Origin of the sequence: Pseudidiomarina halophila, from assembly GCF_003987215.1 — a bacterium.
In the GTDB taxonomy this organism is placed as follows: domain Bacteria; phylum Pseudomonadota; class Gammaproteobacteria; order Enterobacterales; family Alteromonadaceae; genus Pseudidiomarina; species Pseudidiomarina halophila.
Genome location: NZ_PIPW01000003.1, coordinates 128,982 through 142,690, shown reverse-complemented (window position 1 = coordinate 142,690; position 13,709 = coordinate 128,982). Strand labels below are relative to the sequence as shown.

11 protein-coding genes are annotated in these 13,709 nt (G+C 54.1%); 1 reads left to right on the top strand and 10 read right to left on the bottom strand.

The window, feature by feature from the left end; all coding sequences use genetic code 11:
* Positions 1-61: 61 nt before the first annotated feature.
* Complete coding sequence (locus tag CWI69_RS09785; protein WP_126764029.1) at positions 62-526, bottom strand: tRNA (cytidine(34)-2'-O)-methyltransferase; 465 nt, start codon at positions 524-526, stop codon at positions 62-64.
* A gap of 161 nt (positions 527-687) precedes the next feature.
* Here CWI69_RS09785 and fieF point away from each other — a divergent pair, with 161 nt between their 5' ends.
* On the top strand, positions 688-1,599 hold the full coding sequence (gene fieF, locus CWI69_RS09780; RefSeq protein ID WP_126764028.1) for a cation efflux pump FieF: 912 nt from the start codon (positions 688-690) through the stop codon (positions 1,597-1,599).
* On the opposite strand, the gene CWI69_RS09775 is transcribed toward fieF, so the two are convergent.
* The 9 genes from CWI69_RS09775 to CWI69_RS09735 all read right to left on the bottom strand — a co-directional run bounded on the left by CWI69_RS09775 (position 1,535) and on the right by CWI69_RS09735 (position 13,637).
* Positions 1,535-2,554, bottom strand: coding sequence for an alpha/beta fold hydrolase (locus CWI69_RS09775; RefSeq protein WP_126764027.1), 1,020 nt, complete (start codon positions 2,552-2,554; stop codon positions 1,535-1,537). The two genes, fieF and CWI69_RS09775, sit on opposite strands and share 65 nt — an antisense overlap.
* 2 nt (positions 2,555-2,556) lie before the next feature.
* Positions 2,557-3,906, bottom strand: coding sequence for a sensor histidine kinase (locus CWI69_RS09770; RefSeq protein WP_126764026.1), 1,350 nt, complete (start codon positions 3,904-3,906; stop codon positions 2,557-2,559).
* Between the two features lie 18 nt (positions 3,907-3,924).
* Positions 3,925-4,602, bottom strand: a complete 678-nt coding sequence (locus CWI69_RS09765) for a response regulator transcription factor (RefSeq protein WP_126764025.1) — start codon at positions 4,600-4,602, stop codon at positions 3,925-3,927.
* Positions 4,603-4,677: 75 nt separating this feature from the next.
* Complete coding sequence (ntrC, locus tag CWI69_RS09760; RefSeq protein ID WP_126764024.1) at positions 4,678-6,084, bottom strand: nitrogen regulation protein NR(I); 1,407 nt, start codon at positions 6,082-6,084, stop codon at positions 4,678-4,680.
* Complete coding sequence (glnL, locus tag CWI69_RS09755) at positions 6,074-7,186, bottom strand: nitrogen regulation protein NR(II) (protein WP_241971086.1); 1,113 nt, start codon at positions 7,184-7,186, stop codon at positions 6,074-6,076. Before glnL ends, ntrC begins: the two co-directional genes overlap by 11 nt.
* On the bottom strand, positions 7,173-7,754 hold the full coding sequence (locus tag CWI69_RS09750; protein WP_126764023.1) for a DUF4124 domain-containing protein: 582 nt from the start codon (positions 7,752-7,754) through the stop codon (positions 7,173-7,175). The genes glnL and CWI69_RS09750 overlap by 14 nt, the downstream gene beginning before the upstream one ends.
* Positions 7,755-7,798: 44 nt before the next feature.
* Positions 7,799-9,211 (bottom strand): glutamate--ammonia ligase, encoded by a 1,413-nt coding sequence (glnA, locus tag CWI69_RS09745; RefSeq protein ID WP_198678938.1) that lies wholly within the window; start codon positions 9,209-9,211, stop codon positions 7,799-7,801.
* A gap of 339 nt (positions 9,212-9,550) precedes the next feature.
* On the bottom strand, positions 9,551-12,676 hold the full coding sequence (locus CWI69_RS09740; RefSeq protein ID WP_126764022.1) for an efflux RND transporter permease subunit: 3,126 nt from the start codon (positions 12,674-12,676) through the stop codon (positions 9,551-9,553).
* On the bottom strand, positions 12,666-13,637 hold the full coding sequence (locus CWI69_RS09735) for an efflux RND transporter periplasmic adaptor subunit (RefSeq protein ID WP_126764021.1): 972 nt from the start codon (positions 13,635-13,637) through the stop codon (positions 12,666-12,668). The genes CWI69_RS09740 and CWI69_RS09735 overlap by 11 nt, the downstream gene beginning before the upstream one ends.
* Positions 13,638-13,709 lie beyond the last annotated feature (72 nt).

Sequence of the window (13,709 nt, the reverse complement as noted above, 5' to 3'; positions counted from 1 at the left end):
TTAGTCCTTGATGCGGCGCTATTTTTACTCATTTATTCATTTCTCTGTGGCGTCGCCGATTTTATTTTCCGTTTTTGAATTCACACTGTCGCCATGCCTCATAGCTGACCAAAGCAACAGTATTGGACAAGTTTAGTGAACGATTATTGGGCATCATAGGGATTCGTAATCTCATTTCAGGATTGATTTGTTCCATGACCTCAGGCGCCAGGCCACTGGTTTCAGAGCCAAACAGCAACACATCCCCCGGCTGGTACTGCACTTCAGCATAGCCACGTGTACCCTTGGTAGTGATAGCATAGATTTTACACTCACCCATGGCTTCTTTGAACGCCTCGAAATCAGGATAGCGTTCGACACGGCTTAAATCGTGATAATCCAACCCTGCGCGACGTAGCTTTTTTTCTTCCAAATCAAAGCCGAGCGGCTCAATTAGGTGCAACGTACAACCATTGTTGGCACAAAGCCTGATCACATTACCGGCGTTAGCAGCCATGACAGGGTTAAATAACGCAATATTAAACATTGATCCTGTATCTCCAAATTTTGTTAGCCCCACTTTGTTGGCTATTGTATTGTATTATATATGCGATAGTTGAATTTAAAGGCGTAGAGGGACGTTTTTGTGAATCGATCTAACAAAAAATATCAGCCGCTGATGGATCAAAATAAGGAACATTATCCCCTATGAAGCCTGTTCGCGATTATGCCTTTTGGGTAAAGCTTGCCACCCGCGCTTCGGTGAGTGTGGCGCTGACTCTGATCGTGGTCAAGCTTTGGGCCTGGATCAGCACTGACGCCTCGAGCATGCTGGCCTCAGCCACTGACTCTATGCTTGATAGTCTGGCCTCGCTGTTTACCTTTTTCTCGGTGCGCTATGCCCTGCAACCGGCTGACCACGAGCACCGCTTTGGTCATGGTAAAGCAGAGTCGCTGGCGGCTTTGGTGCAGTCGGCGCTGATCACCGGCTCCGCCATGCTGTTGCTGGTGCATAGTGCGCAGCAATGGTATCAGGGCGAAGCTGTTGCCAAACCGGCATTGGGTATTTACGTATCGATTTTTGCCATCGCGCTGACGCTGGCATTGGTGTTATTGCAACGGGTTGCAATCAGGCATACCCAATCCAAAGCTATTGCTGCTGACCACCTGCACTTTCAGTCGGATTTACTGCTCAATAGTGCCGTTATCGTGGCGCTGGCGTTAAGTGCTTACGGTTGGTACTGGGCCGATAGTCTGTTCGCTATTCTGATTGCGATTTATCTGGCCTACGGCGCCATACGAATTGGCTGGGAGGCGTTTCAGGGCTTAATGGATCGGGAACTGCCAGAGCCTGATAAAGAAAAAATCGTGGCGGTGCTCAAAGCTACCGAAGGCATTCACGGCTGGCATGATCTGCGGACCCGGGCCTCAGGTCAGATGCGTTTCATTCAGTGTCATATCGAGCTTGACGACCACCTGTCGCTGCGGGCCGCGCATGCAATTGCCGACGGGGCCGAACAGGAACTGCGCGATTTGTTTCCGGAAACCGACGTGATTATTCACATGGATCCGCTTTCTGTGGTGCCCGATCGCCGCGAAACCAAGCCAACATCCGATTAACCACAGGCTTGCGGTAGGTATTGGTTTCGATAAAAATTTCATGCCGGGCATCTGGCACTACCATCAACTCACTGTGGGGGTGCGATAAAGCGCAGACAAATTCGCGCTGCGCTTGCCCGTCGACCACCCTATCACCACCCGCCTGCACCACCAGTACCGGAATGTGAATGTCTCCGGCTTCGCCAATCGCTCGTCGTGCTGCACTTAATGCTTCGGCTATCCAACGAAAAGTAGGTCCGCCCAGTTGCACTTCAGGATGTTGCCGGTAATGCCGACGGAAGGTCTGATAACGCGCCAGGCTATGGGACAACTCATTGTCCTTAAATGGCGTTTCGGCATAATCGCCAGTGCCCGGAAAGTACCAGGCTTTTCCCGGATTAAGCAGCTGATTCAGTGCAGCCCCGGTGCGGGTGACCACCACCGCCAGCCAATGCGGAATCCAACCGGTCTGAATGCCAAACATCGGCGATGAGAGCACTGCGGATTTTACTTTATGTGGGTAACGCGACAGATAAAGTGCCGCTATGGCGCCGCCCATCGAATGGGCTACCAGATAGATCGGCAGCTCGGTGCGGTAATGTTCGCTCATGTGTTGTTCAGCGCTGCGGGCAAAACCGGCGAAGTCGTCGACGAAATCGTCGAAGTGATGGACGTGGCCATTATGCGGATTCGATGTTAACCGGTCAGAGAAGCCCTGGCCGCGATGGTCAAGAATGGCCACAGCATAGCCTTGCTGGCCAAGTTCCCACACCAGTTCGGGGTATTTGATAGCACCTTCAATCCGTCCGGGGCTGACGAGTACCAGTGCTCTGGCTCCCGGTGGGCGTATGAGGTAATAGCAGAGCTTGACGTTGTGCGGCCGCTGCATGTACAAACGTTCGGCGTGGGCATGCCAGTAGGGCATAACCGTATCGTTGTAGAACGCTTGCCAGTCTGGGGAGTTATCGTCGTACACTACTATGCTCCTGTTAACGGCAGATTGACTGACACCTCCAATCCACCATCGGGATGATTGCGGGCGGTTACCGTACCACCTAATACTGCGGCGGCGCGCAAACTTAACGCCATACCCAGGCCCACTCCGGCCTTATGATTACGCGATGGATCGGCGCGATAAAATGGCGTAAACAATTGGCTTAACTGATCTTCTGGTACGCCGGAACCGTGATCACGAATCACCATAGTGTAATCATTCGCGCTTGTCTGACAACTGATTTCAATTCTGTCATCAGTATACTGCAAGGCATTACGTACCAGATTCTCAATCACCAGGCGCAACAGCTCCGGGTCGCTTTCGGTGACTGGCCAGTCGCTGTCGGTATCGATATGCAGGCGACTGCCCTCAGTCGCATCAACATAGCGCAGATCTTTACTCAATACCTCGACCAGGGCGCGGGTATCTACCTTTTCTCTCTGTAATTTTACTAAACCGTTTTCCAGCCGCGACAACGACAAAATCCGTTCAATGATAGTGCTTAACCGCTCCAGATCTCGCCCCAACTGCGCCATGTGGTTTTCCTGCTCTTCATGGTTGTCGTTATCGTGACTGAGCATTAGCGCTACCTGCATCCGCGCCAGCGGTGAGCGCAGTTCATGGGAAACATCTGAGAGTAAGCGCCGCTGGGCGTCACGGGACACAGCAAGATCATGGGCTGTGGTTTCCAGCGCCCGTGCCAGTTCACCGAGCTCGTCATTGCGTTTAGGAAGGCGTTTTAGATCGAGTTTTTCACTGCCTTTGGCGATTTCCCGCATGGCCAGAGTTAACCGCCGTAATGGCATCACCAGCCAGGCACCCAGCAATATCGCAATACCTAAACTACCGACCATCAAAGCTAAGGTTTGCACGCGCTGGGTTTGTTTCTCGGTCAGTACTTGTTCTTCGCGTTCGCCGGGAGTTATCGGTCGCGTCAACAGAATACGGTAGTCTTGCTGCTCGAAAGGTCCCAGCAGCATCCGATTCCCCAGGGGAAACTGCTCGGGACGCTCGGCTTCGAGCTGCCGCATCAGAATAGTGCGATGATTCATTGCTAAGCCGCGATCCAGCTGCAGTCGTTCCTGCCCGCTTGGGGCCAGACTCGCGGCCACACGATAATCCCCGGCCAACAAGCGGCCAGGGGTCAATGAGCGGAATGTTTCAACGTCAGAGAGCAGAGGTGCCAGTGAAGCCTGCACGGCAGCAGGCACTGGCTCAGGCTCAATCGGTTTGCTGAACCATAGCGCCAGCACATAACCGCTGCTTGCTACTGTAAATAGCAACACCCAGAACAGTAACAGCAGTCGCAGTGAAAGCGAGTGGTACCAGCGCATGCAGGGGCAGCCTTTTGGTTAAGCGAACTGGAGGATGCGATAACCACGGCCGCGCACAGTTTGAATACGCTCAGGATCGGTTGGTAATTTCTTGCGGATGTTACTGATGTGAACATCGAGGCTACGATCGAATGGCGCTAACGAGCGGCCAAGTGCAGCAATCGACAGTTGGTCTTTACTTATCACTTCACCGGCACCACGTACCAGGGTGCGCAAAATATCGAATTCCGTCGGAGTTAACTCAAGCTCAACGCCTTCGCAGGTCGCTTTGTTATTCGCAGGATCTACTACAAATCCGGCAAACTCAGTGGCTTCCTGACGGACACTGGTGGCTGGCGTGCGGCGCAGCAAGGCCTTAACGCGCGCAATCAGTTCTTTGGGGTAAAAGGGCTTAGGCAAATAATCATCGGCGCCTAGTTCAAGACCCGCCACCCGATCGTCATCGTCGCCGCGTGCGGTTAACATCAGTACAGGTGTATTCCGAGCTTGTTGGCGCAGTCGTTGCAGCAATTGAAAACCGTCGATTCCAGGTAACATAACATCGAGCAAGATGAGGTCATAAGATCCACTCAACGCGCGCTCCAAACCGGTTTCCCCGTCTGCCGCAAGCGTTAACTGAAAACCTTCCTTGGTGAGGATCTGCTCCAACATACTGCTTAGTTCAGCATCGTCATCAACAAGTAGTAATTTGCTCATAAGTTTCCCTGTGTTGTTATAGTTAGCTTTACAGACTAAGCATTATGTAAAGACGTACCTAAATAGATAGTGTATTTACGTTTCTTTTACCAACTCTTTCAACTTGCGGGTAAGGGTGTTCCGGCCCCAGCCTAACTTTTCTGCAGCCTGCTGTTTATGGCCATCGGTGCTCTCCAGAGCCAGTTCAATTGCGATGCGTTCGATTGCCGTCATCAGCTCCGGCAACAGGTCGTTTTGATTCTCACTCAGACGTTGTTTTAAGTAGGCACGAATACCTGCCTGCCAGTCATTTTCTTTGGTCTCAGATACGCCGGCGTTAATTGCCGGTGCGCTGCTAATTCCTTCGGGCAGATCCGCCACGTCAACCCAGCGCCCGGGCGCCATGACCGTCAGCCAGCGACAGGTATTTTCCAACTGCCGCACATTGCCCGGCCAGTCCGCGTCTTGCAATCGTGCTTCTGCGGCAGTGGTCAGCTGTTTAGGTTCAGCATTAAGCTCTTTCGCGGCTTTTTGTAAAAAGTGCTGGGCCAGCTGCGGAATATCGCTGCGCCGCTCGGCCAGGGTCGGCAACTGCAAGCGGATCACGTTCAGCCGGTGGTACAAATCTTCCCGGAAGGTTCGTTCTTTCACACGCTGCTCGAGCTGCTGGTGCGTAGCGGCAATGATCCGCACATTCACCCGTACCGGTTCGTAACTGCCGACCGGATAGAACTGGCCTTCGGCCAACACGCGTAACAAGCGGGTTTGCACCGCCAGTGGCATATCGCCAATTTCATCCAGGAACAAGGTGCCGCCGTCCGCCTGCTCAAAACGTCCGCGTCGCCGTTGGCTAGCACCGGTAAAAGCACCTTTTTCGTGGCCAAAAAGCTCGGATTCAATTAAGTCGCCCGGGATCGCTGCCATATTTAGTGCAATAAAAGGCTTACCTTTGCGTGGGCTGTGCTCGTGCAGTGCCCGTGCGACAAGTTCTTTACCGGTACCTGAAGCGCCGGTCAGCAGCACCGTGGCGCTCGATTGCGACAACCGCCCAATCGCCCGGAACACGTCCTGCATAGCAGGGGCAGCCCCTACTAATCCAGCAGGGGCTGCCCCTTCTGTGGATAACTTTTGCTGCGGGGTTTGCATGGCGCGCTGCAGGGTGCGCAGCACTTCATCGAGATCGAAGGGCTTGGCGAGGTATTCAAATGCGCCGCCCTGAAACGCACTGACTGCCGAATCAAGATCAGAATGGGCGGTCATTACCACCACCCGTAAATCCGGATAATGGTTCTGGACATAATCCAGCACCGCCAGGCCGTCATCGCCCGGCATGCGGATATCCGTTAGCAAGACCTGCGGCTGGTTCTGCTCTAAGGCTTTATACAAACTGGCGGCATCGGCGAAGCTACGACTGGCGATTTCGGCGCGTTGCAACGCCCGCTCGAGGACCCAGCGAATTGAGCTGTCATCATCCAGTAGCCATACCGGTTCTTTACTTTGCATGGTCCGCTCCATTCGTGTGCCGCGTCTCAATGTAAGGTAAATAAATCAAAAAGCGGGTGCAGCCTGCCTCTGAGAGCACTTCGATTTTTCCCGCATGCTGGTGCACCACGTTTTGGGTAATCGCCAGGCCCAACCCAGTGCCGCCGGCGCGACCACTGACCATCGGGTAGAACAGCGTTTCTTTCAGCTGTTCCGGTACGCCCGGGCCATTGTCCTGTACTTCAATGACCGCGCAGCGGCGGTAGCGTTGTCCGTACAAGGTTTGCTGGTGCAACACGCGGGTGCGCACGATAATCTCACCTTGGTCCGCCAGCCCTGCATCCACAATGGCTTCGCTGGCATTCATCACGACGTTCAACAGCGCCTGCTCGATGCCATCTGCGGCCATGGTCAACTCAGGCAGGCTGGGATCGTAGTCGCGCTCAAACTTAATCTTCGGTGCTGCGCTTAACTGTGCGACCGCAATCACCCGCTCGATCACTTCATGCACGTTGGTAGCTGCGCGATCAGGCAACTCGTGTGAGCCGAGCATGCGGTCAACCAGGTTACGCAAGCGATCAGCCTGACTGATAATCAAATCGGTGTAGTCGTGCAGCTGCTTATCGGCAAGTTCGCCGGCCAGCAGTTGCGCTGCTCCACGTAAGCCACCCAATGGATTTTTAATTTCATGGGCCAGCCCGCGGACGATGCTATGCGCTGCCTGCAGTTGCTGTTGCTGCGAATTTTCCTGATTGATGCGCCGGATCTGATCCACCTGACGTAACTCGAGCAACATCTGTGCTGCGCCGGATTTAGCCGCTAATGGCTGGGCCACGAACTCAATAGTAACGCGCTGTCCGTCGTGGAAGATCCAGGTGACATCACTGTCAGAAACACTTTGCTGATCACGTAAGGCTTGTCTTAGGACTTCAGGTTCTAACGAGCTGTAACTGAATAAGCTGAACAACGGGGTACCAAGAAGCCGTTTGCGACTGCCATCGAGCACAGTTTCTGCGGCGGCATTCATGTAGCAAATATGCAGGTGTTCATCGAGCTGCACAATGCCGGTGAGCAGCTGATCCCAATCCGGTTGCACCAAATTGGTGCAATCAGTTTTGGCCACTCGTCCCACCTTGCGTGTTATTGAGTGCTGGATTCAGAATAGATGCCTGATGCATGTAGATCACGGTGGTGTCCGAGCGGGCTAACTCTGCCCCTTGTTCACTGTACATGCGCACGTGTAAACGGTGTTCGCCACGATTAAGACCTTCCAGTGAAACGCTTCTCGCCGTTCCCTGATAGGACATCTGCCCATCGACGTACAATTCAAAGCTTACCCGCCCCCGCACATTGCGGACGCTTTCAGCCCAGACCACGTTCAGACGGCCCAGATTGTCACGTATCGTTTCTTCGTGGGTAGGACGCACAATTTCGACGTCGGCAGAGACTTCTTCATTCGCCTCGGCCGCTTCTTGTGGCGTCAGCTCAGGCTCCGTCCGGGTGACCGGCGCAAAATCGCTGGTCACGGTATTGATGTTAATACGTTCGGCACCTTCCTGCTTTTGATCGGTATAGACCACCGTGCCGTCTTCTAAAACTTTCCGATAAACCTGAGCTTCGCTGTTGGCCCCAACAAAAAGGAGGCTCACGATGGCCAGTACGAAAAATACATTGCGTAGTAACGGTTGCATCGCATTGCCTCCTATATTTTGTCGTGCACTAAACAACCAGGTGTTTAGACACTGTAGTACAAATCAAATTCAATTGGGTGGGTGGTCATTTTCAGCTTCATGACTTCCTGCTGTTTGAGCGCAATGTACGCATCAATCATGCTGTCGGTCATCACACCACCTTGTTTCAGGAAGTCGCGGTCTTTATCCAGCGCTTCCAGTGCCATCTCAAGCGAGTGACATACGGTTGGAATTTCTTTCGCTTCTTCCGCTGGTAAGTCATACAAGTCTTTATCCATAGCGTCGCCAGGATGGATCTTGTTTTTGATACCGTCCAGGCCGGCCATTAACAAGGCACTGAAGCACAGGTAAGGGTTTGCGGCTGGATCCGGGAAGCGTACTTCGATACGACGGCCTTTGGCGTTTGACACCAATGGAATACGAATCGACGCTGACCGGTTACGCGCAGAGTAAGCCAGCATAACCGGTGCTTCAAAGCCTGGCACCAAACGTTTGTACGAGTTGGTTGCCGGGTTGGCGAAGGCGTTAATTGCGCGGGCATGCTTGATGATACCGCCGATGTAATACAACGCAGTTTCACTCAGGCCACCGTATTTGTCGCCCGCGAACAGGTTTTTGCCATCTTTCGCCAGTGACATATGTACGTGCATACCTGAACCGTTGTCACCGACAATAGGTTTTGGCATGAAGGTCGCTGTCATACCGTACGAATGCGCAACGTTGTGCACCACGTACTTGTAAATTTGAATTTCGTCAGCTTTTTTAGTCAGGGTATTGAAACGGGTAGCAACCTCGTTCTGACCGGCTGTTGCCACTTCGTGGTGGTGCGCTTCAACGACCAGGCCCATGTCTTCCATCACCATGCTCATGGTGTTACGCACATCGTGCGAGGAATCCACTGGTGGCACCGGGAAGTAACCGCCTTTAACACTTGGACGGTGCGCTAAGTTACCATCAGGGTATTCTTTACCTGAGTTCCACTTGGCTTCTTCGGCTTCGATTTTGTAGAACGAGCCGCTCATATCCGTATGGAAACGCACATCGTTGAACAGGAAAAACTCTGGCTCTGGACCAAAGAATGCAGTGTCTGCCACACCCGCGCTTTGCAGGTAAGCTTCTGCACGACGCGCGATTGAACGCGGGTCACGGTCATAGCCTTGCATGGTGTCTGGCTCAAGAATGTCACACACGACGTTCATGGTCATTTCGTCAGTGAACGGGTCGAGCACGATAGAGTCGCAGTCTGGCATCAGCACCATGTCGGATTCGTTAATACCTTTCCAACCACCAATCGAAGAACCATCGAACATTTTACCGTCCTGGAAAAAGTCCTCGTCGATCTGCGACACCGGGATGGTGACGTGCTGCTCTTTACCTTTGGTATCGGTAAAGCGCATATCTACGAATTTTACTTCGTTTTCTTCAATAAACTTCATTACGTCTTGTGGTGTCGACATGTGTTCCTCCGGAATCGCGAATGTCTGTTGGTATTTATTTACGAAGAGCGTTGTTGGCTATTCGCTAATTGCTGTTGGCTTAAGGATTGCAAGCAGCGTGCCAAGATCACAATTAATCTTATTTTTCAGTCACTTGCGCTTTCGTTGCACCGCAATGCGCTTGCCTGCTCCATCAAAACCGCCGCTTTGACCAACTTTTGCACCATTATAGTGCATATTCCCGCACCATGATAGTGCACTTAGAAGGGGCAGCCCCCTGTGGATAGTGTGGATAAAGCAGGGGCTGCCCCTTGTGGATAAGTTGGCGACTTAGCACGGGGCAGCGGGGCAAGAACGAGTTTAGCTGCGGCGCTTCACTAATGACGCGTACAGCAGTGGGATCACGATAAGGGTAAGCAGGGTCGATACCGCAATACCGAAGATTAAGCTCACGGCCAGGCCATTGAAAATAGGGTCATCCAGAATAAAGAAGGCCCCCATCATCGCCGCAAGTGCAGTTAACACAATCGGCTGGCTGCGCACCGCAGCGGCCTGAATCACCGCATCATTAAGCGGTTTGCCGGCTGCCACAGCTTCGCGCACAAAGTCGACCAGCAGTATCGAGTTGCGCACAATGATGCCCGCCAGTGCAATCATGCCGATCATCGAGGTTGCGGTGAACTGCGCACCAAGCAGCGCGTGTCCCGGCATAATGCCAATCAGGGTAAGCGGAATCGGCGCCATAATAACCAGCGGCGTGCCGTAACTACCGAAGTGCCCGACCACCAGCAAGTAAATCAGCAATAAGCCAACCGCATAGGCTAAGCCCATATCACGGAACGTCTCGTAAGTGATTTGCCATTCGCCGTCCCATTTCACGGCGGCCTCATCCCATTCGGTGGGCTGGGTGATATAGCTTTGCGGTAAATCGAGCTTGCCAGCGGCAGCGAACAGCCCATACAGGGGCGAATCCAGCTCGCCGGCCATATCGGCGGTCACATATACGACCGGCCGCAAATCTTTATGAAAGCGAGGTTGTTGCAGCGGCACTTCGACCCGCTCCATAAAGGCACTTAACGGCACGTTGGCACCCTGCTCGCTGGTGACTGTGAGGCCGCTTAGTTGCGCCAGCTGTCCCTGCCAGGCGGCAGGTAAATATAACTGAACCGGCACCGGCTGTAATTGATCAGGCAGAGCCACGTAAGTCACCGGCAACCCATGCAGCGCAGTTTGCAGTACCTGCAACGCCTGCTCCGGATTAACTCCCAGCTGCGTTGCGCGGGCATAATTCACCTGCCAGATCTCCTCGGTACCGGTAGCGACCAGCGTGGTATCCACATCGACTACCCCAGCCGTTGTCGTAAGTGCATTCTGCACCCGCACTGCTGCGGCTTCACGGTCAGCCGCGGATGGCCCGTACACCTCGGCGACAATAGGTGCCAGCACCGGTGGCCCGGGCGGCACTTCTACCAACTTCAAACGCGCACCCGCGGCGTCCGCAATGGGCGTCAACAAGGGTCGGATCGCCAGCGCGATCTCGTGACTGGCACGATCACGATCTTCTTTTGCTGCCAGCGTGACCTGAATATCACCCTGATGCGCAGCGTTACGTAGATAGTACTGCCGCACCAGACCATTAAAACCAATCGGCGAGGCCGTACCCGCATAAATCTGCGTACTAGTGACTTCCGGAACTTCATCGAGTTTTTGCGCCAGCTGCAGCAAAACCGCGTTGGTTTGTTCCAGACTCGAGCCTTCCGGCATATCCAGCACCAGCTTGATTTCACTTTTGTCGTCAAACGGCAGCATCTTCATCACCACCGCCTGCACCACTGTAAGGCCCATCACCGCAACAATCAGGGCAATCAGGCCAAAGCCCATAAAGTAGCGTTTTTTACGGCTTTCCAGTAAGGGCTGCATGATTTTGGTGAAGAATCCCAGCAGCCGGGCCTCTTTCTTGCCCTCGCCATGACCGTGTGCGTCGTTACTGCTATCGCGCATGACATGACGCGCCAGCCATGGTGTCACGGTCAGCGCAATGACCAGTGACAGCACCATTCCCATCGATGCATTTATCGGGATGGGGCTCATGTAAGGCCCCATCAAGCCGCTGACAAAAGCCATCGGCAGCAACGCGGCGATCACCGTAAAGGTTGCCAGGATTGTTGGTCCACCGACTTCGTCCACAGCCGGTGGTATCGCCTCTTTCAGTGACTTGCCCAGCGCCAGATGACGGTGAATATTTTCCACCACAACGATGGCATCATCGACTAAAATCCCGATCGAAAAGATCAGCGCAAACAGCGACACCCGGTTCAGGGTAAAGCCCCAGGCCCAGGAGGCAAACAATGTGGTGGCCAGGGTCAACACCACCGCGCTACCCACCACTACTGCCTCGCGTTTACCTAACGCAAACAGCACCAGCGCCACCACCGAAATGGTCGCAAAAATAAGTTTCTGGATCAGTTTCGAAGCTTTGTTGTCAGCAGTTTCGCCGTAGTTACGCGTCACCTCAACGTTGAGCGCAGGTGGCAGCCATTGTTCCTGCAAGGTATCCAGGCGCGCCAGTACACGCGCGGCCACGTCCACGGCATTTTCGCCGGCTTTCTTGGTTACCGTGAGGGTTACCGCAGCTTCAGCTTCGCCGTTTTTTGCGCGCGACCAGACATAACGGGAGGGCCGGTTGGCGCCCTCGCTTACTTCCGCGACCTGCGTCAAACGCACCGGTCGCCCGTCAACGACAGCGACAATCAGCTCGCGTAATTCCTGGGCACTGGCAATAAAGCCGCCAGCCTGCACCGGGATCTGCTCGCCCTGAGCCAACCGGTAACCGGCCTGCGCACTCACGTTTTGTCGCATCAGCGCCTGTGCCACCCGACTAATATCCAGCCCAACCTTCGCCAGCGCGGTGCTGTCGAGCGTAACGCTTAACTGTTCTGGTTCGGCACCAATTACCTCAACATCACGCACACCACTGACATTCTGTAGCGGCGCCTGCAGCGTATCAGCGACAGACTTCAAATCCAGTTCCGCCGAAGTTAAGGTCAGGCCCAGAATAGGAACATCGTCAATACCGCGGGCGCGCACCAGCGGCTGACTGGTTTGCGGATGTTGCTGTTGCCAGGACGCTAAGGTGTCAAATAACTCCACCAGCGCTTTATCACGCGGCACGCCGACTTCAAATTGCACCGTCACCAAAGCTTGTCCCGCCTGGGAGACCGAGTAGATATGTTCAATGCCCTGCATGCGCGCAAAGTGCTGTTCCAGAGGCGTCGCCAGTTGCTGTTCAACCTGCTCGGCCCGGGCACCGGGGAAGGCCACCATGACATCTGCCATAGTTACATCGATTTGCGGCTCTTCTTCGCGCGGCGTGATAAATGCCGCCATTAAACCTAATAACAGGCCAAATAGCGCGAGCAGGGGCGTGATCTGCGAACGCTCACCCCATGCCGCGAGGCGCCCCGCGATGCCCATTTTAGTTGCCATACTGCACCGCCTCGCCGGCCGTTAAGCCCGCGACAATTTCCACCAGCTCACCATATTGACCGCCGACACGCACGGCGCGCCAGCTGCCGTCGGCCAGTTTCACCAGATTCATTTCGCCCTGCCGGTAAAGCGCCGCAGCTGGCACCACTATGCCTTGATGCTCAGCCACTTTGATTTGTACCCTTTGCCACTGCCCCGGTAAAAAGCCGGTTGCTTCTGGCAAACTCAAGCGGATGCGCTGCGTACCTGACTGCTGATGCGCCGTGGGGAATACCAGCATCTGTGTTGGCTCAACACCCGCAACCCGCGCCCATTTGAATTCTCCCGCGGCACTTGCATAAGTCGCCGGAATATCAATGTGAATGCGCAGCTGAGCCGGATCGAAGCCGCTCATCAGCGGCGTACCAGGCTGCACCAGTTCGCCCGGCTCAACCAGACGTTCGCTGACGATTCCACCATAGGGTGCTTTTACTTCGGTATAGGAAAGTTGCTCCTGTGCCCGCGCCACTGCCGCTTCGGCATTATTTTGCTGCGCCTGGGCATTATCCAGATTGGCTTTGACACGGTCTTGTTCAGCAATTGGCAAGAGTCCCTGCGCAACCAGTTGCGCTACCCGCTGGTATTCTTGTTGTGCCGCCAGCAAGCTTGCGTTAGCAGCTGCCAGCTGCGACTCCGCCTGACTCAGCGCCTGGTACTGATCAACCGAAGTGATAGTCACTATGGTGGCGCCTGCCGGCACCCTATCTCCAACTTCCACCAGCACCCGTTCGATGCGACCAGAAATCTGAGCGGAAACCGTCGCCGCGTTGGTTGCTTCCACCACGCCCTGTAACTGCAAATAGTCTGCCAGCTGCTGTTGCTGTGCTGTGGCGGTTTGCGTCGCATACGCCGGCGCGATACCTGTAGCGAGGGATGCCATAACAAGCACGGGGAGCAGCCAAGCGCGTAGTAATGTATTCATAGTAACGTCCTCAACCTGATTCGTTTGCTGAACGTATTTTAGATTATTCTAAACTACAAATCCAGTTGGTTT

What these genes read in the sequence shown, in the direction of transcription:
- CWI69_RS09785 (WP_126764029.1), bottom strand. Translation starts at nt 526, where the DNA reads ATGTTTAATATTGCGTTATTTAACCCTGTCATGGCTGCTAACGCCGGT.
- fieF (WP_126764028.1), top strand. Translation starts at nt 688, where the DNA reads ATGAAGCCTGTTCGCGATTATGCCTTTTGGGTAAAGCTTGCCACCCGC.
- CWI69_RS09770 (WP_126764026.1), bottom strand. Translation starts at nt 3,906, where the DNA reads ATGCGCTGGTACCACTCGCTTTCACTGCGACTGCTGTTACTGTTCTGG.
- CWI69_RS09765 (WP_126764025.1), bottom strand. Translation starts at nt 4,602, where the DNA reads ATGAGCAAATTACTACTTGTTGATGACGATGCTGAACTAAGCAGTATG.
- ntrC (WP_126764024.1), bottom strand. Translation starts at nt 6,084, where the DNA reads ATGCAAAGTAAAGAACCGGTATGGCTACTGGATGATGACAGCTCAATT.
- CWI69_RS09750 (WP_126764023.1), bottom strand. Translation starts at nt 7,754, where the DNA reads ATGCAACCGTTACTACGCAATGTATTTTTCGTACTGGCCATCGTGAGC.
- glnA (WP_198678938.1), bottom strand. Translation starts at nt 9,211, where the DNA reads ATGTCGACACCACAAGACGTAATGAAGTTTATTGAAGAAAACGAAGTA.
- CWI69_RS09740 (WP_126764022.1), bottom strand. Translation starts at nt 12,676, where the DNA reads ATGGCAACTAAAATGGGCATCGCGGGGCGCCTCGCGGCATGGGGTGAG.
- CWI69_RS09735 (WP_126764021.1), bottom strand. Translation starts at nt 13,637, where the DNA reads ATGAATACATTACTACGCGCTTGGCTGCTCCCCGTGCTTGTTATGGCA.